Annotated in this window: 21 protein-coding genes and 2 pseudogenes; 10 read left to right on the forward strand and 13 right to left on the reverse strand. The window is 71.6% G+C overall.

Annotated elements, in window-relative coordinates:
* Positions 1-32: 32 nt before the first annotated feature.
* Entirely contained in the window at positions 33-1,241 is a 1,209-nt protein-coding gene (locus BCD48_RS34570; RefSeq protein WP_071052597.1) for an MFS transporter, read from the reverse strand.
* Between the two features lie 249 nt (positions 1,242-1,490).
* On the opposite strand from BCD48_RS34570, the gene BCD48_RS34575 reads away from it, so the two are divergent.
* On the forward strand, positions 1,491-2,096 hold the full coding sequence (locus BCD48_RS34575) for a hypothetical protein (RefSeq protein WP_071052598.1): 606 nt from the start codon (positions 1,491-1,493) through the stop codon (positions 2,094-2,096).
* A 22-nt stretch (positions 2,097-2,118) separates the two neighbouring features.
* Here BCD48_RS34575 and BCD48_RS34580 read toward each other — a convergent pair whose 3' ends face one another.
* Positions 2,119-3,195 carry a GlxA family transcriptional regulator gene (locus BCD48_RS34580; protein WP_083419639.1) on the reverse strand — a complete coding sequence of 359 codons (1,077 nt, stop codon included), beginning with the start codon at positions 3,193-3,195 and terminating at the stop codon, positions 2,119-2,121.
* Positions 3,196-3,500: 305 nt separating this feature from the next.
* Between BCD48_RS34580 and BCD48_RS34585 the strand changes: the two genes are divergently transcribed.
* Positions 3,501-4,328, forward strand: coding sequence for a class I SAM-dependent methyltransferase (locus BCD48_RS34585; RefSeq protein WP_083419640.1), 828 nt, complete (start codon positions 3,501-3,503; stop codon positions 4,326-4,328).
* 37 nt (positions 4,329-4,365) lie between these two features.
* On the opposite strand, the gene BCD48_RS34590 is transcribed toward BCD48_RS34585, so the two are convergent.
* Together BCD48_RS34590 and BCD48_RS34595 are read right to left on the reverse strand one after the other, a co-directional pair.
* A complete protein-coding gene (locus BCD48_RS34590) occupies positions 4,366-5,127 on the reverse strand; it encodes an ABC transporter permease (RefSeq protein ID WP_071052600.1) in 762 nt (253 codons plus the stop codon).
* The gene (locus tag BCD48_RS34595; protein ID WP_071052642.1) at positions 5,124-6,128 is read right to left on the reverse strand and encodes an ATP-binding cassette domain-containing protein; all 1,005 of its coding nucleotides are present in this window, start codon (positions 6,126-6,128) and stop codon (positions 5,124-5,126) included. Before BCD48_RS34595 ends, BCD48_RS34590 begins: the two co-directional genes overlap by 4 nt.
* A gap of 83 nt (positions 6,129-6,211) precedes the next feature.
* Between BCD48_RS34595 and BCD48_RS34600 the strand changes: the two genes are divergently transcribed.
* Positions 6,212-6,859, forward strand: a complete 648-nt coding sequence (locus tag BCD48_RS34600) for a TetR/AcrR family transcriptional regulator (RefSeq protein ID WP_071052602.1) — start codon at positions 6,212-6,214, stop codon at positions 6,857-6,859.
* A gap of 101 nt (positions 6,860-6,960) precedes the next feature.
* Here BCD48_RS34600 and BCD48_RS55150 read toward each other — a convergent pair whose 3' ends face one another.
* The 3 genes from BCD48_RS55150 to BCD48_RS34615 form a co-directional block, all read right to left on the reverse strand.
* Positions 6,961-7,545 carry a sugar O-acetyltransferase gene (locus BCD48_RS55150; RefSeq protein WP_071052603.1) on the reverse strand — a complete coding sequence of 195 codons (585 nt, stop codon included), beginning with the start codon at positions 7,543-7,545 and terminating at the stop codon, positions 6,961-6,963.
* A 125-nt stretch (positions 7,546-7,670) separates the two neighbouring features.
* On the reverse strand, positions 7,671-8,378 hold the full coding sequence (locus BCD48_RS34610; protein ID WP_071052605.1) for an alpha/beta fold hydrolase: 708 nt from the start codon (positions 8,376-8,378) through the stop codon (positions 7,671-7,673).
* Between the two features lie 379 nt (positions 8,379-8,757).
* Positions 8,758-9,018: a hypothetical protein gene (locus BCD48_RS34615; RefSeq protein ID WP_071052606.1), complete on the reverse strand. Its 261-nt coding sequence runs from the start codon at positions 9,016-9,018 to the stop codon at positions 8,758-8,760.
* A 122-nt stretch (positions 9,019-9,140) separates the two neighbouring features.
* Here BCD48_RS34615 and BCD48_RS34620 point away from each other — a divergent pair, with 122 nt between their 5' ends.
* Positions 9,141-9,440: a hypothetical protein gene (locus BCD48_RS34620; protein WP_071052607.1), complete on the forward strand. Its 300-nt coding sequence runs from the start codon at positions 9,141-9,143 to the stop codon at positions 9,438-9,440.
* A 210-nt stretch (positions 9,441-9,650) separates the two neighbouring features.
* Here BCD48_RS34620 and BCD48_RS34625 read toward each other — a convergent pair whose 3' ends face one another.
* Positions 9,651-10,250: a TetR/AcrR family transcriptional regulator gene (locus tag BCD48_RS34625; RefSeq protein ID WP_071052608.1), complete on the reverse strand. Its 600-nt coding sequence runs from the start codon at positions 10,248-10,250 to the stop codon at positions 9,651-9,653.
* Positions 10,251-10,348: 98 nt separating this feature from the next.
* Between BCD48_RS34625 and BCD48_RS34630 the strand changes: the two genes are divergently transcribed.
* Positions 10,349-11,401, forward strand: a complete 1,053-nt coding sequence (locus BCD48_RS34630; RefSeq protein WP_071052610.1) for a saccharopine dehydrogenase family protein — start codon at positions 10,349-10,351, stop codon at positions 11,399-11,401.
* A gap of 153 nt (positions 11,402-11,554) precedes the next feature.
* Positions 11,555-11,995 carry an organic hydroperoxide resistance protein gene (locus BCD48_RS34635; protein WP_083419651.1) on the forward strand — a complete coding sequence of 147 codons (441 nt, stop codon included), beginning with the start codon at positions 11,555-11,557 and terminating at the stop codon, positions 11,993-11,995.
* Positions 11,996-12,282: 287 nt separating this feature from the next.
* Here the strand turns inward: BCD48_RS34635 and BCD48_RS49985 are convergent.
* A pseudogene (locus tag BCD48_RS49985) lies at positions 12,283-12,420 on the reverse strand (IS5/IS1182 family transposase); the annotation flags it as partial.
* A 75-nt stretch (positions 12,421-12,495) separates the two neighbouring features.
* Here BCD48_RS49985 and BCD48_RS56940 point away from each other — a divergent pair.
* Positions 12,496-12,594, forward strand: a pseudogene (locus tag BCD48_RS56940) (hypothetical protein); the annotation flags it as partial.
* A gap of 144 nt (positions 12,595-12,738) precedes the next feature.
* Here BCD48_RS56940 and BCD48_RS54375 read toward each other — a convergent pair.
* Together BCD48_RS54375 and BCD48_RS56945 are read right to left on the reverse strand one after the other, a co-directional pair.
* Positions 12,739-14,172: a coiled-coil domain-containing protein gene (locus BCD48_RS54375; RefSeq protein ID WP_116271760.1), complete on the reverse strand. Its 1,434-nt coding sequence runs from the start codon at positions 14,170-14,172 to the stop codon at positions 12,739-12,741.
* Positions 14,173-14,323: 151 nt separating this feature from the next.
* On the reverse strand, positions 14,324-14,722 hold the full coding sequence (locus BCD48_RS56945; RefSeq protein ID WP_083419642.1) for an endonuclease domain-containing protein: 399 nt from the start codon (positions 14,720-14,722) through the stop codon (positions 14,324-14,326).
* A 466-nt stretch (positions 14,723-15,188) separates the two neighbouring features.
* Between BCD48_RS56945 and BCD48_RS34645 the strand changes: the two genes are divergently transcribed.
* Entirely contained in the window at positions 15,189-18,266 is a 3,078-nt protein-coding gene (locus tag BCD48_RS34645; RefSeq protein ID WP_071052612.1) for a Tn3 family transposase, read from the forward strand.
* 138 nt (positions 18,267-18,404) lie between these two features.
* On the forward strand, positions 18,405-18,722 hold the full coding sequence (locus BCD48_RS34650) for a GNAT family N-acetyltransferase (RefSeq protein WP_071052613.1): 318 nt from the start codon (positions 18,405-18,407) through the stop codon (positions 18,720-18,722).
* A 108-nt stretch (positions 18,723-18,830) separates the two neighbouring features.
* On the opposite strand, the gene BCD48_RS34655 is transcribed toward BCD48_RS34650, so the two are convergent.
* Both BCD48_RS34655 and BCD48_RS34660 read right to left on the reverse strand, forming a co-directional pair.
* Entirely contained in the window at positions 18,831-19,700 is an 870-nt protein-coding gene (locus BCD48_RS34655; RefSeq protein ID WP_071052615.1) for an RNA polymerase sigma factor, read from the reverse strand.
* On the reverse strand, positions 19,697-20,095 hold the full coding sequence (locus BCD48_RS34660; protein WP_071052617.1) for a YybH family protein: 399 nt from the start codon (positions 20,093-20,095) through the stop codon (positions 19,697-19,699). The genes BCD48_RS34655 and BCD48_RS34660 overlap by 4 nt, the downstream gene beginning before the upstream one ends.
* A 299-nt stretch (positions 20,096-20,394) precedes the next feature.
* On the opposite strand from BCD48_RS34660, the gene BCD48_RS56950 reads away from it, so the two are divergent.
* Complete coding sequence (locus tag BCD48_RS56950) at positions 20,395-20,598, forward strand: hypothetical protein (RefSeq protein ID WP_241842225.1); 204 nt, start codon at positions 20,395-20,397, stop codon at positions 20,596-20,598.
* Positions 20,599-20,846: the final 248 nt, after the last annotated feature.

Consider the following 20,846-nt stretch of genomic DNA (forward strand, 5'->3'; position numbering starts at 1 on the left):
CCAGGCGGGCGCGGCGTGCAGCCTGGTCTGGGTCATGGGCTCGCCTGGGACCGGGACCTGGCCCGGCGGGCGGCGGCTGGGAGGACGAGCAGGAGGTAGGGGACGGCGGCCGCGGCGAACAGCCAGCGGGCGGACAGGCCCAGCCCGTCGGCGCCCGCGCCGTAGGCCGCGAAGGTGGCGATGCCGACGGCCTCCATGCCGGCGCCGGACAGCGAGGTGACGGTGGCGCGGGAGGTGTCGTCGAGGCTGTCCTGCAGCCGGGCGTCGGCCTGCGCGAGCGCCCAGTAGAAGATCCCGAACGCGACGGCGACGCCGGCGATCCCGACCGGCCTCCCGCTGCCCGCGCCGACGGCCAGCAGGACCGCGGCGACGGCCAGCAGGGCGGGGAGCAGCCGCCCGCCACGGCCGGCGAACAATCCGCCCAGCGTCGCCCCGGCTGTCACGGCCAGCACCAGCAGTGGCACGGCGGCGGGCGCGGCGCCGGTGTCGCGTACGAGCAGCGGCACGTACTCGTCGAGCGCCGCGACGCCGGTCAGCGCCGCGGACAGCAACAGCATGCGGCGCACCGGCGCCGACCGGCGTACCACCGCCAGCCCGGACCGCAGCACCGCCAGCCCGGACCGCTCGTCGTCGGGGACCGTGTCCTCGTCAGGCGCCGCGGCGCAACCGTCCTGGCCGCCGTTGTCTCCACCTGTGCCGCCGGCAGCGCCGTCCACCGGCGGCCGGTCCGGCAGGGCGCGGCCAGCGGCGGCGCACAGGAGTAGCGCGGCGACGCTGACCGCGCCGACCGCGAGGTAGCCGCCGACGGCGACCAGCGGGCCGGCGAGGGCGGTGGCGAGCAGACCGGCCGCTCCGCCGGCCGCCTGGGAGCGGCCGATCAGCCGCGGGTAGGCCGCCGTGGCGCCGAGCCGGTCGAGCTCGGCGTAGACGAGGGCCTGCAGCGCGCCGGAGCGCAGCGCGACCCCGGCGCCGAGCAGCACGAACCCCACGGCGAACGACCAGAGTGACGGCGCGACCGTCCACAGCGCGTAGCCCGCCGCGTCGAGCACGGGGGCGAACGTCAGCAGCCGGCGCCGGGAGACGACGTCCGCCCACACCCCGGACGGGATCTCCAGCAGGAACGTCGTGGCTGACCACAGGGCGAACAGCGCCGAGATGCCCGCCGTCGACACCCCGCTGTCCGCGAACAGCAGCGCGTAGAGGGCGTAGAACGGCACGCATTCCTCGAGGAACGCGTACATGTACAGCCGCCGCGCGAGGGCCCGCTCGGGCCGCGCGGCGCTTCGTCGCCGGCTGGGTTGCCATTGGTGGGATCAATGTCGCCAGGTCATGGTCAGCAACCTATGGCCAGCCAGGCCCGGGCCAAAGGCATTTCTGTGCGCGCCGTTGGCCGGAATCCGGCGGCATCTGGCGTTCTGGCCACTGCTCGGGCGGTTGCGGCGTCGCTAGCGTCGTGATTCGACCCCGACGACCCGTGGAGAGACTGATCCGTGGCCAAGATCCTGCTCAGCCTGCATGTGCTCGCCGCGATCCTCGCGATCGGGCCCGTGGCGGTGGCCGCCAGCATCTTCCCCCGCTACCTGCGGCTGGCGGCGGTGGGTCCGGCGGACGGCCCGGCCGCGGGTGTGGCGCGGGCCCTGCACCGGATCTGCCGGGTCTACGCGCTGCTCGGGATCGCGGTGCCGTTCTTCGGCCTGGCCACCGCCGGCCCGCTGCACGTCTTCGGCGACGCCTGGGTGATCATCTCCATCGTGCTGACCGCCGCCGCGGCCGCCCTGCTCGCCGCCGTCATCCTGCCCGGCCAGCGCCGGGCGCTCGCTACCCTTCCCGAAGCCGCGCCGCGACCCGCCGCTGGCGACGACGAGCCCGCTCCGGCCGCCGCGGTCGCTCCGGCGGGCTCCGCCAGCTCGGCCGATTCCGGTGGTTCCGCCGGTTCGGTCGCCGTCGCGTCCCCTGCCCGGGTGGCGACCGACGCGTCGCCGGTGCTGTCCCGCGCGGCCGCCCGGCTCGGGATGACCACCGGCATCTTCAACCTGCTCTGGGCGGCCGTCGTCGTCCTCATGATCGTCCGCCCGGGCTCGACCACGGGCGTCTGACGGCCCGTGGGCCGACGCCGGGTCAGGCCGCCCTTTCAGCCTCAGGAGCGCGGAAGGCCCGGCGGTAGGACTGGGGGCTGGTGCCGACGAGGCGGCGGAAACGGTCGCGGAACGTGGACGGCGAGGTGAAGCCGACCCGTTCGGCGATCCACTCGATCCCGTGGTCGGTGGACTCGAGCAGCTGCTGGGCGCGGCGCAGCCGGGCGCGGGCCAGCCACTGGGCTGGGGTGGTGCCGGTCTGCTCACGGAACCGCCGCGACAGGGTACGAGTCGACAGGGCGCCTTGTCGGGCGATGTCGTCGAGGGACAGCTCCCGGTCGAGGTTGTCGGCGAGCCAGCGCAGCAGCGGCTCCAGCGAGACCCCGTCGGGCGCCGGCGGCTCGTGCGCGATGAACTGCGCCTGCCCGCCGGCACGCTCCAGGGGCATGACCGAGATCCGCGCCGCGTCGGCGGCCACGGCCGACCCGAAGTCGGCGCGGACCATGTGCAGGCACAGGTCCAGCCCGGCCGCCGCCCCCGCGGAGGTCAGGATCCGGCCGCCGTTGTCGACGAACAGCACCTCCGGGTCGACGTCGACCCCGGGGTAGCGGGCCGCGAGTTCCGCCGTTCCCAGCCAGTGCGTCGTCGCCCGCAGCCCGTCGAGCAGCCCGGCCGCGGCGAGCAGGAACGCGCCCGAGCAGACCGAGGCCACCCGCGCCCCGCGACGGGCGGCGCCGCGCAGGGCGTCGACGACGACCGCCTCGACGGGGAGGGCCGGGTCGGCGGCGCCGGGCACCACGACCGTGTCGGCCTCGGCGAGCGCGTCCAGCCCATGGCGCGCCCGTAGCGTGAACGTCCCCGCGTCAATGTCGGCTCCTGGCCGGGCCGCGCAGACGACGACCTGGTAGGCCGGCCGGCCGTCGGCGAGCCGGGCCCGCCCGAACACCTCCACCGGCACCGCCAGGTCGAACGGAACCACCCCGTCGACCGCCAGCACCGCGACCAGATGCCGGCCGGCCGATCCCGCTACCGGGACGGGACGGACCACTGGCGCCGGCTCGACCGCTCGGCGAGACGCCTCCCCGGAGGCGGGCTGGCCGGTCCTTGGGAACGTCGTCATGGCTGGAACCTAGCCGACCGCCGGGTTCCAGCCATCTCGCCGCCACGGCCCTGCCATGATCTGGTGTGTTCGTCCGTGCTCCGGCCCCGAAAACGTGCTCCGGCCCCGAAAAATCCACCAGATCATGGAGGCCCTGCGGCAGGCCTGGCCCGCGGTGGTGACCGGCCAGCCTCCGGGTGGCACACCACCGTCCTGGCGGCCCCCGGTGGCTCTGATCTCCGTCCGGGTTTCCGCATGCGGACTGGTCCAGGGGCCGCCGAGAAAATCGGGAGAGGGAACGCGGCCGAGGCGCTACAGTCACCCGCGTGACGCAGCTGGGTGAGCGGGCCGGGCCGGGCGACGGGGCGGTGGCGAACCGGGCGTGGTGGGACGAGCGGGTGCCGATCCATCTCGCGAGCGACTACTACGACCTCGACGAGTTCCTCGCCGAGCCCGACGTACTGCGCGCCTTCGAGACCGACGAGGTCGGGGACGTCACCGGTGCCCGGCTGCTGCACCTGCAGTGCCACATCGGCCTGGACACCCTGTCCTGGGCGCACCGCGGCGCGACGGTCACCGGACTGGACTTCTCCGCCCCGGCGGTCGACGCGGCGGAGGCGCTGGCCGCCGAGCTGACGCTGCCGGCCCGGTTCCTCACCGCCGACGTCTACGACGCGGCGGACGTCCTCACGGGTGAGACGTTCGACATCGTCTACACCGGTATCGGCGCGCTCAACTGGCTGCCGGACATCGCCCGCTGGGCGGGTGTCGTGGCCAGGCTGCTCGCCCCCGGTGGCTTCCTCTACCTGGCCGAGACCCATCCGGTGCAGGACGTCCTCGACGACGAGTCGGGCTCGACGTTCGACCTCGACTACTTCGACATCGGCCCGATCGTCTGGGAGGAGGAGGGCAGCTACGCCGACCCCGACGCGGAGACCGACGCGAACGTGACCGTCGAGTACCACCACACCCTCGGGTCCGTTGTCTCGGCGGTCGCCGGCGCCGGGTTGCGCCTGGAGTTCCTCCACGAGCACGACTGCGTGCCGTCCCAGCGGTTCGACACCCTGGTCCACGGCGACGACGGCCTCTACCGGTTCCCGCCCGGCACCCCCCGCGCCCCGCTCCTCTACTCCCTGCGCGCGTCCAAATCCTGACGCCGGCGGGGCGCGGGCAAAGGCCGTCGCGGGCCGGTCAGGCGGTGGCGGCCCGGTAGCAGCGGGTCGCCCAGACGAGGGTGAGAGCGGCGAGGGCGGCGATGACCAGGAAACCGGTGGCGACGGCGACGTCCGCGACGTCGCCCGCGGACAGATGCCGGGAAGCCTGGACCGCGTAGTAGAGCGGGTCGACGTGCGCGAGACCGCGCAGCCAGCCGGGGGCGAGGCTCAGCGGCAGCAGGATGCCCGACAGCAGGGTGAGCGGGAGCTGTAGGCCGGTGACGACGGCGGCCAGGCTGCCGATGTCGCGCAGCGTGATCCCGAGCGCCGCCGACCAGGCGGAGGTCACCGCGACGACGAGACACAGCAGGACCAGCAGCAGCACCGTCCCGGCCGTGTGCGGGTGGTAGCCGAACGGGATCGACACGACGACCACGACCAGCGCGGGGACGACGAACGTGACGACGTCGCGCAGCACGCTGCCCAGCAGCAGAGCGAACCTGCTGACCGGGGTGACCCGCAGCCGTTCGATGACGCCGGTGCGCACCTCGTCGATGACGATCCAGCCGGCGCCCATCCCGCTGCCGAAGGCCATCAGCACGAGGATGCCGGGGATGAAGGTGTCCAGCACGCCGCCATGGGCGAAGCCGGGCCCGCCGCCGAGGCGGCGCAGCAGCGGGGCGAACAGCGCCAGGTAGAGCAACGGCGTGGTCAGCCCCATGACCACCCAGACCGGCGCGCGCAGCGTCTCGAGCATCTTGCGCCACCACAGGAGCCGCAGCTGGCCGAGCAGCGTCATGCCGGCACCTCCTGCCTGGCCGCGGGGACGGCCAGCGACGTGCCGGCGTCGCGCAGCGCTCGTCCGGTGGTCCGCAGGAACACGTCATCGAGTGACGGCGCGGACAGCGAGATCGTCTCGAGTGTGACCTGGTGCTCGGCGAGCGCCGCGAGCAGGCGCGGCAGCGTCCGGCTGCCGTCGCCGATCGTCAGGTACAGCGTGTCACCGGCCAGCCGGGACTCGCGCACGAACGGCTGTTCGTCGAGTAGGGTACGCAGCCTGTCCGGCGTCGTCGGCCCCGGTCCGGGGCGCAGCAGCACGGTCTCGCCACCGACCTGCCGCTTGAGCTCGGCGGGGGTCCCCTCGGCGACGACCCGGCCACGGTCGATGATCGCCAGCCGGTCGGCGAGGGCGTCGGCCTCCTCCAGGTAGTGCGTGGTCAGGAAGATCGTGGTGCCCCTGGCGCGCAGGGCACGCAGCTGGTCCCACAGGTTCGCGCGATTCTGCGGGTCCAGGCCCGTGGTCGGCTCGTCGAGGAACAGCAGCGCCGGGGAGTGCATCAGCCCGAGCGCGACCTCCAGGCGGCGGCGCTGCCCACCGGAGTAGGTCGCCGCCCGCCGGTCGACGAACTCGCCGAGCGCCAACACGTCGACGAGCTCGTCGGCGCGCCGGGCCGCCGCCGCCCGGCTCGCGCCGTGCAGCCGGCCCTGCAACAGGAGGTTCTCCCGGCCGGTCGCTGGCAGGTCCGCGCCGCCGACCTGCCCGACGTAGCCGATCCGGCGACGGACCTCCGCCGGGTCGCGGCGCACGTCGACGCCGGCGATGTGCGCGCTCCCGGCGTCGATCGGCAGCAGGGTGGCCAGCATCCGCAGCGTCGTCGTCTTGCCCGCTCCGTTCGGGCCGAGGAAGCCGAAAACCTCCCCGGCCCGCACCCGCAGATCGACGCCGCGCACCGCCTCGACGGGCCCGCCGCGTCCGGGGAAGGACTTGCGCAGCCCTTTGGCTGCCAGGACATTGCTCATGCCGCCCACTGTCATCCGTCTGAGCAACTCTGTCAACCATTTGAATGACTAATACTGTCAGTCGTGGGCGCTACGATGTGGGTATGGCGCAGGCGGCGGACCGGCAGAACCGGCCGAGACGCGCCCCGACAGCGGAGGAACGGCAGCGCGACGCCGACCGGTCGCGGGAGCGGCTGCTGGCCGCCGCGCTCGACGAGTTCTCCGCCCGCGGCTACGCCGGCGCCCGGGTCGGCGCGATCGCCGCCCGCGCCGGGCTCAACCCACAGCTGATCACCTACTACTTCGGCGGCAAGCCGGGCCTGTACGAGGCGCTCCGGCAGCGCTGGCTCGACCAGGAAGCAGACCTCACCAGGCCCGGCGCCAGCCTGGAGGACCTCACCGTCGCCTACCTGCACGCCGTCGTCGACGACCCGCGGCTGGCCCGACTGCTGCTGTGGGACGGGCTCACCGAGCCCGACCACGGCGACGGGGCCGGCGGCGAAGGCGAGCAGCCGGGCGGGCCCGGCGAGCGCGAGGACCTCAGCGACTTCCACCGGCGCCAGGCCGCCGGCGAGATCGCCGCCGACCTCGACCCGGGACTGCTGCAGCTCGCCCTGATGGGCGCGATCCTCGCGCCCGTCGCCCTGCCCCACGTCGCCCGCCGGATCACCGGCCTCGACCCGACCGACCCGGACTTCCACGCCCGCTACGGCGAGGAGCTGCGCCGCGTCGTCCGCCACCTCGCGCGCTGAGGACCACCCGGCAGGCACGCCGGACAGGGGGCAGGCGGGCGTCGGCTGGCCGCGCGCAGGACGACGGTCCGGATAGGCGCCGGCCAGCCGCCCGCCCGGTGTCAGAGGGTCCGGATCACCCGGGCGGGGTTGCCGACGGCCAGCACGTTCGCCGGCAGGTCACGGGTGACGACGGCGCCGGCACCGACGACCGAGTTCTCCCCGATGGGGACGCCCGGGCAGACGATGACGCCGCCGCCGAGCCACACGTCGTCGCCGATCATGATCGGTTCACCGGCCTCGCGGCCGGTGCGGCGCAGGGCCGGGTCGAGCGGGTGGGTGGGCGTGAGCAGCTGGACGCCCGGGCCGATCTGGACGTCGGCGCCGAGGCTGATCCGGGCGACGTCGAGCAGCACAGCGCCGGTGTTGACGAACGTGCCCGGGCCGATGGTCGTCTGGTAGCCGTAGTCGACGTGCAGCGGCGGGAGGATCTCGACCCGGTCCCCGACCGCGCCGAGCAGCTCGCCGAGGATCTCGGCGCGCAGCTCCGGCTCGTCGGCGCGGGTGGCGTTGTACCGCTCGCGCAGCCGCGCGGCCCGCAGCCGGTCGGTGGCCAGCTCCTCGTCACCCGCGTGGTAAAGCTCCCCGGCCAGCATCCGCCGCTTCTGTTCGGACACCGCCCGCACCGCCGCGGTCTGCTCGGGCATCGCCGTCTCGCCTCCCTGAATCCCCGGCGGACGCGGGGCCGGCACCCGTCCGGCCCCGCCTGGCACCGGCACGCTACGCCCATCCGCCGCGGCGGTCCGCCCGGTTCAGGCGACATCCGCCGGTTTCAGATCCCGATCAGGTAACGCGCGAGGGCGTCGGGCTGTGACAGCGCCATCAGGTGACCACCGGGCAGCACATCAGCCTCCACGCCCACACGGTCGCGTGCCACCCGCCGTTGGAAGTCCACCGGGAAGAAACGGTCGTCGGCTCCGGCGACCACCCTGACCGGTATGGCCGGCCAGGCGTCGAACGCGCAGACGGACTCGAAGACGGCGTCGCCCTCGTCGCGCTGATCCTCCCGGATCGCCGCCGCGTCCTCGGCACAGACGTCATGCAGGAAGTACGTCTCAAGGTCGAACCCGGTGCTGTAGCCACCCCGTTCGGCCGCGGCGGCCAGAGCCTGGGCCTGCCCGGTGCTGTCCCACCAGGCGCCCGGCGTCTCGCCCGGAGCAGGGATCATCGCGTTCACGAACACGATCGCGGCCACCGGGACCGCCTTCGCGACCAGCGGCGCCGTGAACCCGCCGAGCGACTGCGCGACCACCACCACATCGTCGCGGCCGTCGACCGCGGCGCCGACCATCTTGGCGTACTCCGCCAGCCCCGCGTGCGGATCGGCACCGGTCAGATCCACGGCGATCGCCTCGTGCCCGGCCTCGCGCAACAGCGGAACCACCCGGTGCCAGTACGCGGCCACGCCCCCGGCACCGGGGATCAGCGCGAACGTCCGCGGCCGCGCCGGCATCGGGATCCGCCCACTCGGCTCGATCATCTCGCTTTCCCTTCCTAGGTTCCCGGGGTACAGACCCGAGCGCGGGGCGAAACTCATCGCTGGTGCGGTGATGGCGGGTGGCGGGGCGAGAGGGACAGCGCGCGGGACGACGCCCGTCGGGACCGAGCTGGGTCAGGGACGTGTCGGGCTGGGAGATCCTCAGGGCACCAGCAGCCACCGGCCCCGCTGCCCACCGCCGGCGACCTTGCATCGAAATGGAGCCAGAGCCGAAAGTGCGACAGAGCCGACTACGGGACAGCCCCCTCGTGGACGCGCTTGTGTTCGTCGACATCGCGCCCTGGCCTGGGCGGTGTTCGAAGGGTCCGATTCACTGGTGCGGTTGCTCACCGCTGCCTCCTGAAGGTTCCTCGTCGTCTCGTCAGGCGTCGACTACGGGGGTTTCGGCGCTTGCCGTGGTGAAGCGAGGCAGGGCGGCGGCGCCGATGGCGAGTAGGACGACAATGCCCATCTGTATGTATTCGACCGTGGCGAAGGCGTGCGGGAAGCTGTGCGGCTGCAGGGTGAGATAGAGGGTGCCGAGCGTGGCGACGCCGAGGGCGACCCCATCGGCGCCGTCATGGCGGGGCCGTAGGCCAGCCCAGGTGCCAGCCGGACCGTGACCTGTACCACTCGCGCTCATCCACCGGTCACATCCCTCCGTTGCCCCGGGTCATGGCAGTCACCGAGGAGACCCGGCCGATGTGACACCGAAGATCGGCGGGCTCCCAGGTTCCCCTGCCCAATGGTCGCTGGAGGAGATCCATGAACGTGATGATCGTGCGCGCCAAGATCAAGCCCGAAACTGCCGAGGAGGTGGTGGCCGCGGCCGAGACTATGTTCGCGGCAATCGAAAAAGCGGACCCGCAAGGCGCCCGCTATGCGTCCCTCGTGCTTCCCGACGGGGTAACCTTCGTCGCCCTGCTGGCGGTCGACGAGGGAATCGAGAACCCCCTGATGGCGGTGCCCGAATTCGTCGAGTTCGAAGGAAACCTCAGGAACTGGCTCGCCGAGCCGCCGACCCCGGAACAGCTGACGGTCATTGGGTCATACCGGTTCCTGTGATACCGCGCTGAGTACGTAAGCGACACCACGACGAGGGCGGCGCTCGGCACTCTCGCGCCGGGCGCCGCCCTCGCACACTCGACCCGCGCAGCTCGAGGAGTCTCGTCATGGCAGCCTCAGCGGCCGCTTGTGTCCGCCTTGGCGCGACGGTGACCATCATGTGCGCAACGCAGGGCCAGACCGTCAAGGCGCCGAGCAGGCAACCGGCGCTTATTGAGCGGTCCTGGCGCGGTCGAGTCGTTCGTGGATCGCGCGGCGGGCGCGGTCGTAGGCGTCTGGCTGGTTGAGGAGTCTGCGGGCGTAATTGGCCTGCAGGACCGCGCCGTGGAACTCGAAGATGAGCTGCTCGACGTCGGTGCCGGGGTCGAGTTCGCCGAGCCGGCAGGCGAGCCGGATCTGCCTGCGCAGGGTCTCGTATCCAATGGCTGCCACATCGGCGATGGCATCGCGGACCGGGCCTGTGCGGCCGTCGAACTCGGTCGCGGCCGCGAAGAAGAAGCAGCCACCTTCAAAGGTGTCGAGGTAGTCGATCCACGCGTCGAGCAGGGCGTGCAGGCGGGGCAGCCCATCGTCGGCGCGCTCGGCCTCGCGTAGCACTCGGTGCGCGAAGACCTCCGTCGCGGCGGCGACGATCTCCAGCTGTAGGTCCTGCTTGGTGCCGAACAGGCCCTGTACCCCGCTCTTGCTCATGCCCAGTGCGGTCGCCAGCTCGCCCAGCGAGATCCGATCCAGGCCCTCGACCGACGCCAGGTGCATGGCGCGCTCCAGGACGGCGCGGCGACGCTCGTCTCCGGGGCGGGTCGTCGACATGCCACCAGCATAACACTAGTACGTACGACCGCATTGACAAGTACGACCGTACGTACTAGCGTCCGCCACGGCCGATCACAACTAGCCGGGAGATTCATGTGAAGATCGCCGTATACGGCGCGAGTGGGTACACCGGAAAACTCATGATCACCGAGCTGCGTCGCAGGGGTTTCGGTGCGGTGCTCTCCGGCCGCAACGCCGAGCGGCTGCGTGACGCCGTCGAGGCCGGCGTCACCGACGTCGAGGTTCGGCCCGCCGGCACCGACGACGAGTCCGCGCTCGTCGAGGCCTTTCGCGGCTGCGACGCGGTCATCAACTGCGCCGGACCGTTCATCTCGGTGGGCGAACCGGTGGTACGGGCGGCCATCGCCGCCGGCTGCCACTACGTCGACACATCAGCCGAACAGCTCTTCCTGCAGCGGATCTTCGACACATACGCCGAGGACGCCAAGCGCGCCGGGGTGAGCGTCGTCCCGGCCATGGGCTACGACATCCTCCCCGGGGACATGATCGCGCACCTCACCGCTGAGCGCGTCGAGCCGGTCGAGGAGCTCACCATCGCCTATCGCGTGGGCGAGTTCGACATGACGCGCGGCACCATCCGCTCGGCAGTCGAGATGATCAAGGGTGGTGACCTTGTCTACGAGGACGGCGAGTGGGGCCGAGGCGGCATCCCGGCCAAGCGCACATCGTTCGCCTACCCCGGCGACTCCGAGGAGTCGCCCACGGTGAGGTGGCCTGGCGCCGAGATCGTCAGCGTTCCCCGTCACGTGCGCACACACCGCGTCGAGGTCATCATCGACGCGGCGGCGTTCACGCCGGAGATGTCCGCTCTCCTGCAGTCCCCGGCAGACGAGGTTGACATGTTCGTCAGCGGCCTGCCGGAGGGACCATCGACCGACCGGCGCCCAGCCGCCACCTTCACCGTCGCCGAGGCCCTCGGCGACGACGGGCGGCAGGCAAGAGGCGTGGTCCAGGGTGTCGACATCTACGAGATCACCGCGGTCATCGCCGTCGAGGGGGTGCGCCGGCTCATCGACGACGGCGCCATCGGCGGAGTGCTCGCACCCGCCCAGGCCTACGACTGCGCCGGCTTCCTCGACTTCCTCGCCCCGCACGGGACCACGTGGAACGTCGCGATCACGAGCTGAGCGTTCAGGGTGTCTCGCCCATTGCACGCGAGACCCGGTTATCGAAGAGACAGTCCCCGGTCTGTCGCCTTGTTCGAAACTGATTGGGCCGTGCTTTCAACCTCTGGTTCTTGAAGAACAACGTTCTCGGCTATGAAGCGACAGGAGTATGACATGATGAAGGTGCTGTACACGGCGGAGGCGCACGTGACCGGTGGCCGCGTGCACGGTCACGGGCGCACAGTGGGCGGCGAGCTGGACGTGGACATCCGGCTGCCGAAGGAGCTCGGCGGCGAAGGCGGCGCGACGAACCCCGAGCAGCTGTTCGCGGTCGGCTACGCTGCCTGTTTCGAGGCGGCGTTGACCCTGGTGGGGCAGCGCAAGAACCTTGAAGAGCAGGACACCTCGATCGACGCGAAGGTCATGCTCATTCCGATCGAGAACGGGCGGTTCAAGCTCGGCGTCGAACTCGACATCACGCTGCCATCGATCAAGGACGCCGAGCAGGCCGCAAACCTGGTGCGCGAAGCGCACCGGATCTGTCCCTACTCCAACGCCACCCGAGGGAACATCGACGTCGCGCTGGTCGTGAACGGCGTACCGCTGGAAGACTGACGCAGCCTGCACGCGGCCCGGCGGTCCCCGGACACCGAGGCGGTGTCATCGCGGACCGCGTCGAACGCTGAATGATTGCCGAGACGGGCGGCTGGTAACATGCCGAACCCGGCGCGGTGCAACATAGAGACCGCAGAACCTCCATGAAGGCGGTCCTTCCGAGATCATCTTCATGGCGGTTCGGCGTCCGCATGAGCGCCACCTACACCGCCACGTTGACGGTGCGCGAGGAAACGGTTCTGTTCGTGTCCAGCCTGCTGCACGCTGACCGGAGATACGGATCTGGCGGTCCGGTTGTGCTCGATGTGGAGGAGCACGAGGGCCACCGCGACGATCTGTCCGATCTTCCAGGGGCAGAGGCTGACGTTGCGCAGCGCCTTGAAGGTGGTCTTGAGCAGAGAGTTCCCGCGTTCCCCGACGGCTCGTTGCCGTTGTGCGCCTTGTTGTGGGCTTTCTGTTCGGCTGAGAAGCAGCCCGGTCGCGACACCGACCGGCCCGAGATGGTGCTGGAGGTCAACTCCTGGGTGCCTTACCTGGCCGAGTTCACCCACGTCTCCGAGGCCGGGTCCCGGATGGACGACCTGGAGCTGTCGGTGGCCGCCGTGCTCACCGCGGAGGCCACCAACGTCGGCATGGAGCCGATCGTCCCGACGGCGTCGACGCGCTCAGCCGCGACCGGCTGTTCTGGGTCGAGCAGAACTACCTGCGCTCCCAGACCCTCAGCCGGGCCCGGGACCCGCGGTTCAGCCGGTGGGAACCGCCTGGCGGAGGTTGGCCAGCTGGGCGGCGAGTTCGTCGGCCTGGCGTTCGGCGCGTTCGGCGCGGGCGCGGGCGTCGGCGCGGGCCTCGGCCAGCACGGCGACCCGTTCGTCGGCGGCGACCCGATCGGCCTCGCGGGTGGCGACGGCCTCGGTACGAACCCGGGCGAGCTCGGCGTCGGCGGCGGCCCGTAGGCGTGCCAGCTCGTCGGCGGACTCGCGGCGCAGCCGGTCGGCCTCGGCGGTGGCGGTGGCGCGGACCCGGTCGAGGTCCGCGGCCGCGGCGGCCCGTTCGGCGGTGGCGGACTCGCGCAGCGCGGCGAGCTCGGCGCGAAGCTCCACGACGGCCGCCGTGGCGCTGTCGGCGTCGCGGCGGGCGGCGGTGAGCTCGCCGCGGGCGGCGGCGACCTGGCCGCGCAGCGCGGCCATCTCCCTCTCGGCGGTCGCCCGGATGGTCGCGAGCCGGGCGGCGGCCTCGGCGCGGGCTCCCTCGGCGCGTTCCTCGGCCTCCCGGCGGGCGGCGGCGATCTCGTCCCGGGCGGACGCGCGGGCGGCCTCGACGTCGGTGCGGGCCCGCTCGGCCTGCTCGACGGCTCGCTCGCCGGCCTCCTCGGCGTCGCGCCGGGCGGCGAGCGCCGCCGCCTCGGCAGTGTCGAGCCGGTGTTCGAGCTCGTCGAGGGCGGTGGCGGCCTCGGTGGCGACCGCCTCGGCGTCGGCACGGGCGGCCGCCTCGTCACGGGCCGACGCCTCGGCGCGCACGGCGCGGGCGGCGGACTCCGCGACCCGGCGGGCGGCGTCCGCCTCGGCGGCCTCCACCTGCGCCTCGGCGGTGGCGACGTCGCCGAGGCGGCCCAGGGTCGTGGTGAACGCGTCCAGGGTGTGGCCCAGGTCGGCGGCCAGGTCGCCGACGTGGGCGGCCAGCTCGTCGGCGCGCAGCCGCGCGAGCGCCACCGGCCGCCGCGCCGCCTGCTCACCGCCGGGACCGGCCACGCCCTGGCCGCCGGCGCGGCCGGTCCCGAGCCGGCGGCGCCCGTCGCCGGAGACGGCGGCGCCGGCGGGGCCGGCCTCCACGGCGAGGTCGCGGCGGCGGCGGTAGGCCGACAGCCGGGTGTGCGCCGGGTCGTCGCAGTACGCCGGCGGCCGGCCCGGCCCGTCAGCCGGCGCGCACGGCCGCGGGCACCCCGGGTAGCCGCACACCGCGCTTTCGGCCCGCGCCTGTGGGACCACGCCGACCGGCGCCGCGCCCCCGCCGACCGGCGCGTCCGTCGGGCTCCGCGTGTCGTCGCCGAACGCCGAAGGGTCCGCCGGTCCCGCGGCCCGCCCGCCGGCGGACCCGGTCGACGGGCCCGCCGGCTCGTCGCCGCTCGAACCGGCCCCGTCGTCCGCCGCGTCCCGACCCGTCCTCGTTGTCCTCGCCACGCCCAGCCCTTCCGTCCCCACCCAGATCCGCCCGTTCCGTTTCGTCAAGAACGTAGCAGAGACGCAACGGAACGACGGAACGAAACGCTTCGGGTCGCGCGACGAAAAGTCTGACGCTCGATAAGCTGCCGTTCTCGTGAGTTAGATGCCGCTAGAGGTCGCGACCGGCGAGGGTGCGCTGAAGGTAGGCCATAGCGCGAGCCAGTAGGTCAGGAGCCAGTGCTTCGACTGCTGGCACGACGCGCACGTTGCACGTCGAACAGAGCAGGCCACGTACCCGGCCATCGCGGTGGTCATGATCGACGTGTACGCGGTTCCCGGGCAGTGAGGACAGGACTACGTCGCAAACGGGGCACTTGCCGTCCTGCGACGCCATGAGGGCCGCATAGGCGCTGACGGTCAGCCCATACGTTCGTAGCCAGTGGTCACGGCGTATCCGCTCCAAACCGCCCTCGATGCGATACCTCTCCCGATTTCGGGAGTTGGCGCAGTCCATGCAGTCGGTTCGCCAACGGCCGGCGGACACCTGACGGTAGGCCGGACGCGGCATGCGCTGACCGCACTTCACGCACGTCAGCAGATCAGTCAACCCGGGAGGCTCAGCCTCACAGTCCCGGCACTGTGCACTGCCCGGGCGTTTCACGGTTCGCGGCCGGGCGTAAGCAGATTCCGCCAACTCCCGGTCACAGCGCGCGCATCGCCGACGTCCGTTGGTCACCAGAAGATCCGTTCGGCGGCTCGCGGCCTCATCAGGGTCAATGTGTGGATCTATCACGACCCGATCATGGCTTGCCGGTGTGACGAAATTGCCCGGCCCGTTCCGCGTGAGCTGGCTCCAGCCTCGGACGGACTCGGGGCTTGAGCAGCAATGGAACGGCCAGTGGCGTTAGCGGGCCGATGCGGCCGGTGTTACCGCCATCCAGCGTTCCGATGGGGGTGACCCGGCGATGGCCTGATCGTGTAACGGTTCGGTAGCTCTGCGCTGCGCGGTGGCGGGTCGTCCTAGATTGCGCGGTATGCCGGTTGAGTTCCTGACGGATGACGAGGCGGCGGCGTATGGCCGGTACGCGGGAGCGCCCTCGCGGGCTGACCTGGAGCGCGTGTTCTTCCTCGATGACGAGGATCGGGCGCTGGTCGAGCGTCACCGCGGTGAGCACATGCGGCTTGGGTTCAGTCTCCAGCTCGTGACGGTCCGCTGGGTGGGGATGTTCCTGGAGGACCCGCTTGACGTCCCAACCGCGGTGCTGGACTTCATGGCTGAGCAGCTCGGTGTCGCTGATCCCTCGTGCGTCAAGAGGTACACCGAGCGGGCCAAGACCAAGTTCGACCATCAGTGGGAGATCCGGCGCGAGCGCGGACTGAAGGAGTTCACCACCGCTGAGGAGGAGCTGCGGGCCTGGGTCGCGGCCCGGTCGTGGACGTCGGGCGACGGCCCGAAAGCGATCTTCACCGATGCGGTGGGGTGGCTGCGGAAACGGGATGTGCTGTTGCCGGGCCTGACAACGCTGGCCCGGCTGGTCGCCCAGGTTCGCGATGAGACGACCCGCCGTCTGTGGAGCACCTTGGAGGGGCTGCTGACCGTCGGCCAGCGGTATGTGCTGGACCAGTTGCTGGAGGTGCCGCCGGGGTCGCGGGTGTCGGACCTGGAACTCTGGCGCAAGGGCCCGGTGCCGCGCGGGTCCGGCCCGGCGATGATCAAAGCGCTCGAGCAGGTCGCCGAGGTGACGGGGCTGGGCATGGCCGGGCTCGGTGCCGAGGGCCTGGTGCCGCCGTGTCGCCTCGCGGAGCTGGCCAGGTACGGGATGAGCGCGGACGCCTCACAGATCCGCCGTCACGGCGACGATCGCCGGTTGGCGACCCTGTTGGCGACGGTCCGGTACCTGGAGGCCAAGGCGGTCGACGACACGCTGGAACTGCTGGACCTCCTGATGACCACCGAGCTGTTGAACAAGGCCCAGAGCGCGGCGGACAGGGAGACGGTCCGCAGGCATCCGAAGTTGGCCAGGGCCTCGGCCCGTCTGGCGGTGGCGGTAGCCGCGCTGTTCGACTCCGAGTCCTGGGGCGGTCCGGATGACGAGCCGCGGGTGACGCAGGTGTGGGAGGCGATCGAGGCGGTGGTGTCCCGCACGGAGTTGCGGGCCGCGCTGGTGCTGGTGAATGACACCGTGCCACCAGCCGATGCCGACCCCGACGATTGGCGGGCCGGGCTGGTGGGCCGTTACGCCACGGTCTCGGGGTTCTTGAAGATGCTGCCCAAGGTGATCGAGTTCGGTGCCAATGCCGAGGGTTCCGCGGTACTGGCGGCGATGCGGAAGCTGCCGGACGTGCTGGCCTACCGCAGCCGGTTGCCGGCGCCGCTGGTCCCCGCGCGCACGGTCGAGCAGGCGGTGGTGAACGGCCCGTGGAAACGACTGGTGTTCGGCCAACCCGCGTACGAGGACGGGGCGGTGAACCGGCACGCCTACACCTTCTGCGTGCTGGAGCAGTTCTACCGGCACCTCAAGCGCCGCGACATCTACGCCGACGCCTCCACCCGGTGGCGCAACCCCCAGGCCCAGCTCCTGGAGGGCCCGGCCTGGGACGCGGTCCGGGGCGAGGTGCTGACCACGCTCGGCCTGCCCGATGCCCCCGACGCCCTCCTGGCTGGCCACGCCCAGAGCCTGGACGACGCCTACCAGGAGGTGAGTGGACGGCTGGCCGCCAACGCCGAGGTCCGCGTCGATGACGCCGGCAGGATCCACCTGACCGGGGTGAAGGCCGTCGAGGAGCCACCGTCCCTGGTCGATCTGCGTGCCCGCATCACGGCGATGCTGCCGCGCGTGGACCTGCCCGAGGTCATTTTGGAGGTGATGGCGTGGGAACCCACGCTGGCCGAGGCGTTCACCGCCGTGTCCGGCGGCCGGTCACGGCTGGAGGACCTGCCGACGTCGATCGCCGCCTGCTTGGCCGCGCATTCCATGAACGTCGGGTACCGGCCGATCGCCAAGAAGGGCTTCCCCGCGCTGGAACGCTCGCGTCTGTCGCACGTGTTCCAGAACTACTTCCGGCCCGAGACCCTCGCCCCGGCGAACGCGCCACTCGTCGCCCGCCAGGCTGGCCTCCCCCTGGCGCGGGCGTGGGGCGGTGGCATGGTGGCGGCGGTCGACGGGATGCGGTTCGTCGTCCCGGTCCCGGCCGCCTTCGCCCGCCCGAACCGCAAGTTCTTCGGATCCAAACGCGGCATGACCTGGCTCAACGCAATAAACGACCAGGGCATCGGACGCGGCGCGAAGGTCGTGTCCGGAACAGTCCGCGACTCCCTGCACATGATCGACGTGATCTTCGGCCTGGACGGAGGGGAACTCCCCGAGATCGTCGTGACCGACACTGGCTCCTATTCCGATGTCATCTTCGGGCTGCTGGAGTTACTGGGCATTTCCTACCGACCCGCGCTCGCGGACCTGCCCGACCAGAAGGGCTGGAGGATCAGCGCCGACGCCGACTACGGCCCGCTGAACACCTTCGCCCGCGGGAAGATCGACCTTGGGAAGATCCGCCGGAACTGGGAGGACATCCTGCGGGTGGTCGCCTCCATCTATACCGGTACCGTCCGCGCCTACGACGTCGTCACCATGCTGCAGCGCGACGGGCACCCGACCGCACTCGGCGAGGCGATCGCCGCCTACGGCCGGATCTTCAAGTCCCTGCACATCCTGGCCTACATCGACACCGACGAGACCTACCGGCGCGACATCAAGCACATCCGCAACCTGCAGGAAGGCCGCCACGCCCTGGCCCGCAAGATCTGCCACGGCCGCAAGGGCGAGCTGTACCACCGCTACCAACGCGGCCTGGAGAACCAGCTCGGCGTCCTCGGACTCGTCCTGAACTGCGTGGTCCTGTGGACCACGGTCTACCTGGACGCCGCCGTCCGCCAGCTCAAAACCCAGGGTTACCCGGTGCGCGAGGAGGACACGGCCAGGCTGTCACCGTTCGTCAACCGGCACCTCGGAGTCCACGGCACCTACAGCTTCGTCCTGCCGGACCTCGCGCCAGGAGCGATCCGCGAGCTGCGCGACCCCGACGCGCCCGACGACGATGAGAGCGACGCGTGAGCCGTGCCATCGAAGGCAAGCCCGATCGCGGCCAGCTGCTCGAGCGAGCCATGGAACGGGTCGCATGACCGAGGTCGGGCTACGGTCAGCGACATCCGCTGACAGCGAGTTCTGCTTCGCGCTGCACCGCGACGCGATATGGGCAGCTACGTCGAGCAGATCTGGGGCTGGGACGACGCCGTCCACCGCGCCCACCACGAGCGGACCTTCGACCCGGCGCGGACCGAGATCATCACGGTGGACGGCCGCGACGCCGGCTCGATCAGCGTCGAACGCCGACCGACCGAGACCTACCTCGGCCGGATCGAGATCCACCCCGACTATCAGGGCCACGGCATCGGCAGCCGACTCATCCAGGGCTTCCTCGACGAGGCCGCTCGACGCGGCCACCCCGTCACCCTCGACGTCCTGGCCGTCAACCAGCAAGCGCACGCCCTCTACCGGGCACTGGGTTGACCCGTCGATCGGCTGGCAGCGAGCGCACGACGCGCTCCCTCCCGGAGGCTGGATGGCGCTGCTCAGCAACGTCGTCGTCCGCAGACCGGAGAGCCGGAGGTGGTGTTGTCAGGCCAGGCCGGTGGAGGCCAGGAGTGCGCTGATCCGTTGGCGTGCCGTCTCGGGTACGGCGGCGGGGGGCAGGCTGCGCAGGAGTTGGCCGGCGTCGTGCAGCAGTGCCATCTGGTCGTTGGCTGCCGTGATCTGCTCGTTGGCCACCGGGTCCGGCGGGCGGTTGGTGAGGTCGACGAACTCCAGGCGGCCGGGGGTTACCCGCCCGGTCCGTACGGCGGTGTCGACTCGTTTCGAGCAGTGGCAGGGGGCGGTGGCGGTGGCGAGCCCGCAGTGGGTGGTGAGGTGTTCGCGGACTCGGTGGCGGGCCCGGGACAGGCGTTTGCGGTAGGTGGAGGGTGGTACGTCGCAGATGTAGCCGCCGTCGGTGGAGTCGACGCCGAGGACGTCTCCCAGGATGTATGCGACGCGGTGGTCGCGGTCCAGGCAGGTCAGGACGGCGTGGGTGCAGGCCAGTTGCACCTCGCGTTCGAGCAGCGCGGCGTCGGGGGCGGCGCTGGGGCCGGCGGACAGGCCGTCGAGGAGGTCGTCGGCGAACCGGTCGAAGGTGAGTTCTCTGCCTTCGACACAGCTCTTGCGGCGATCGAGCAGGTGGTTGACCGCGAGCCGGTGCAGCCAGGTGGTGAACGCGGCCTCGCCGCGGTAGCTCGACAGCCGGGTGATCATCCGGATGAGGATCTCCTGGGTGGCGTCCTCGGCGTCGGGCGGGCGGGCGGTCATCCGCAGCGCGAGCCGGTAGACCCGGTCGTGCACCGCGCGGACGAGCCGCTCGAGTGCCGCGGCGTCGCCGTCCTGCGCGGCGGCGGCCAGGTGCTCGAGCGGCTCGACCTCATCCTCACCGGATGTGGTGGGGATGGTGGGACTCATCCGGGCAGTGTGGCACCGCGGGGCTGGTCGATGAGGATCAGCCAGCTCCCGTTGGGCTGGCGGCGCAGCACGTCCGCGCTGAGTCCTCCCTCGCGGTGGACGGTCCCGTCGGGCAGCGTGGCGGTCATGGACCAGGTGTTCGCCACGATGGCCACGTCCTGCACGACGACCACGTCGGGCTCACCGACGTAGTCGATCTTCGGTGTGGTGGCGGCGAGTTCGGCGAGGGCGGGGCGGATCTGGTCGGTGCCGCGCAGCACTGTTCCCAGCTGCGGTTCGAAGACCGCCTCGGGCTCGTAGAGCGCGGTCAGGCCGTCAGTGTCGCCGGCGGCGGCACGCTCGGAGAACAGCGACATCAGGTGGGCTGGGCTGGTGGCGGTCTGCCTGTCAGGCACGGTCGTCCTTCCGGTCGAGAAGCTCTCGTAGGGATTGGACGAGCACCGGGAGGCTGCTGTGACCGGTCGGGACGGCCTGTTTTTCCTTTGGTCCTCGTCGCACGCCACGCGCGTGGCCACCTGGGGACGGAGGACCTTGCCGTGACTGGTGCGGACAAGGTGAGGCCGCCGATCTGCGGCAGCGGTTCTCTCCCGGGAATCCCGACTGGGGTCATCCGCGGCTGGAGGACGACGTACGTACCACGGACGAGGGATGGGGACTGGCCGAGGATCCCGGCAGCCTGTTCGGCCCCACGATCGTGCGCTGGTACCCGACCGTTCAGTGGTTCGACGGGGCCGGCTTCGCCGATCTTCTCCGCACGACCTCGATCTACCGAAAGCTCGACCACGACGTCCGTGAGCCGCTGCTCGACGCAATCGCCGAGCGCATCCGCACGCGGATGGGCGACCGGGCGTCACGCCGTTACGTGAGCGTCCTGCGTGTCGGGCAGCGCGCCGAGTAGGCGCCAGGGGTGCAGGCGAAGTTGTAGAGATCTTGAGTGTCCGTAAGGGGATTCCTCAACGAACACTCGCGATCATCGATTCCGGTGGACGGCGACCAGCACGGATACCGTCTCATTTAGGGTGTCCGCTGATCTGTACGGTGAGCGGGGGCTATGTGTCCATTCACGGGCCTGGGCGTCTGGGCCGCTGAGCTGGGTTGATGTGTTGGGGTGACACGCCGGGGCTGTTGCTTGATCGGGCCGGCGGT

The organism is Pseudofrankia coriaricola (assembly GCF_001854805.1).
Classification (GTDB): domain Bacteria; phylum Actinomycetota; class Actinomycetes; order Frankiales; family Frankiaceae; genus Pseudofrankia.

Coding starts and splice junctions, on each gene's coding strand:
- BCD48_RS34655 (WP_071052615.1), bottom strand. CDS start 19,700: ATGAGTCCCACCATCCCCACCACATCCGGTGAGGATGAGGTCGAGCCG.
- BCD48_RS34635 (WP_083419651.1), top strand. CDS start 11,555: ATGATGAAGGTGCTGTACACGGCGGAGGCGCACGTGACCGGTGGCCGC.
- BCD48_RS56945 (WP_083419642.1), bottom strand. CDS start 14,722: ATGCCGCGTCCGGCCTACCGTCAGGTGTCCGCCGGCCGTTGGCGAACC.
- BCD48_RS34580 (WP_083419639.1), bottom strand. CDS start 3,195: ATGACGACGTTCCCAAGGACCGGCCAGCCCGCCTCCGGGGAGGCGTCT.
- BCD48_RS34590 (WP_071052600.1), bottom strand. CDS start 5,127: ATGACGCTGCTCGGCCAGCTGCGGCTCCTGTGGTGGCGCAAGATGCTC.
- BCD48_RS55150 (WP_071052603.1), bottom strand. CDS start 7,545: ATGCCCGAGCAGACCGCGGCGGTGCGGGCGGTGTCCGAACAGAAGCGG.
- BCD48_RS34625 (WP_071052608.1), bottom strand. CDS start 10,250: ATGTCGACGACCCGCCCCGGAGACGAGCGTCGCCGCGCCGTCCTGGAG.
- BCD48_RS34650 (WP_071052613.1), top strand. CDS start 18,405: ATGGGCAGCTACGTCGAGCAGATCTGGGGCTGGGACGACGCCGTCCAC.
- BCD48_RS34620 (WP_071052607.1), top strand. CDS start 9,141: ATGAACGTGATGATCGTGCGCGCCAAGATCAAGCCCGAAACTGCCGAG.
- BCD48_RS34595 (WP_071052642.1), bottom strand. CDS start 6,128: ATGAGCAATGTCCTGGCAGCCAAAGGGCTGCGCAAGTCCTTCCCCGGA.
- BCD48_RS34600 (WP_071052602.1), top strand. CDS start 6,212: ATGGCGCAGGCGGCGGACCGGCAGAACCGGCCGAGACGCGCCCCGACA.
- BCD48_RS34610 (WP_071052605.1), bottom strand. CDS start 8,378: ATGATCGAGCCGAGTGGGCGGATCCCGATGCCGGCGCGGCCGCGGACG.
- BCD48_RS34615 (WP_071052606.1), bottom strand. CDS start 9,018: ATGAGCGCGAGTGGTACAGGTCACGGTCCGGCTGGCACCTGGGCTGGC.
- BCD48_RS34570 (WP_071052597.1), bottom strand. CDS start 1,241: ATGTACGCGTTCCTCGAGGAATGCGTGCCGTTCTACGCCCTCTACGCG.
- BCD48_RS34645 (WP_071052612.1), top strand. CDS start 15,189: ATGCCGGTTGAGTTCCTGACGGATGACGAGGCGGCGGCGTATGGCCGG.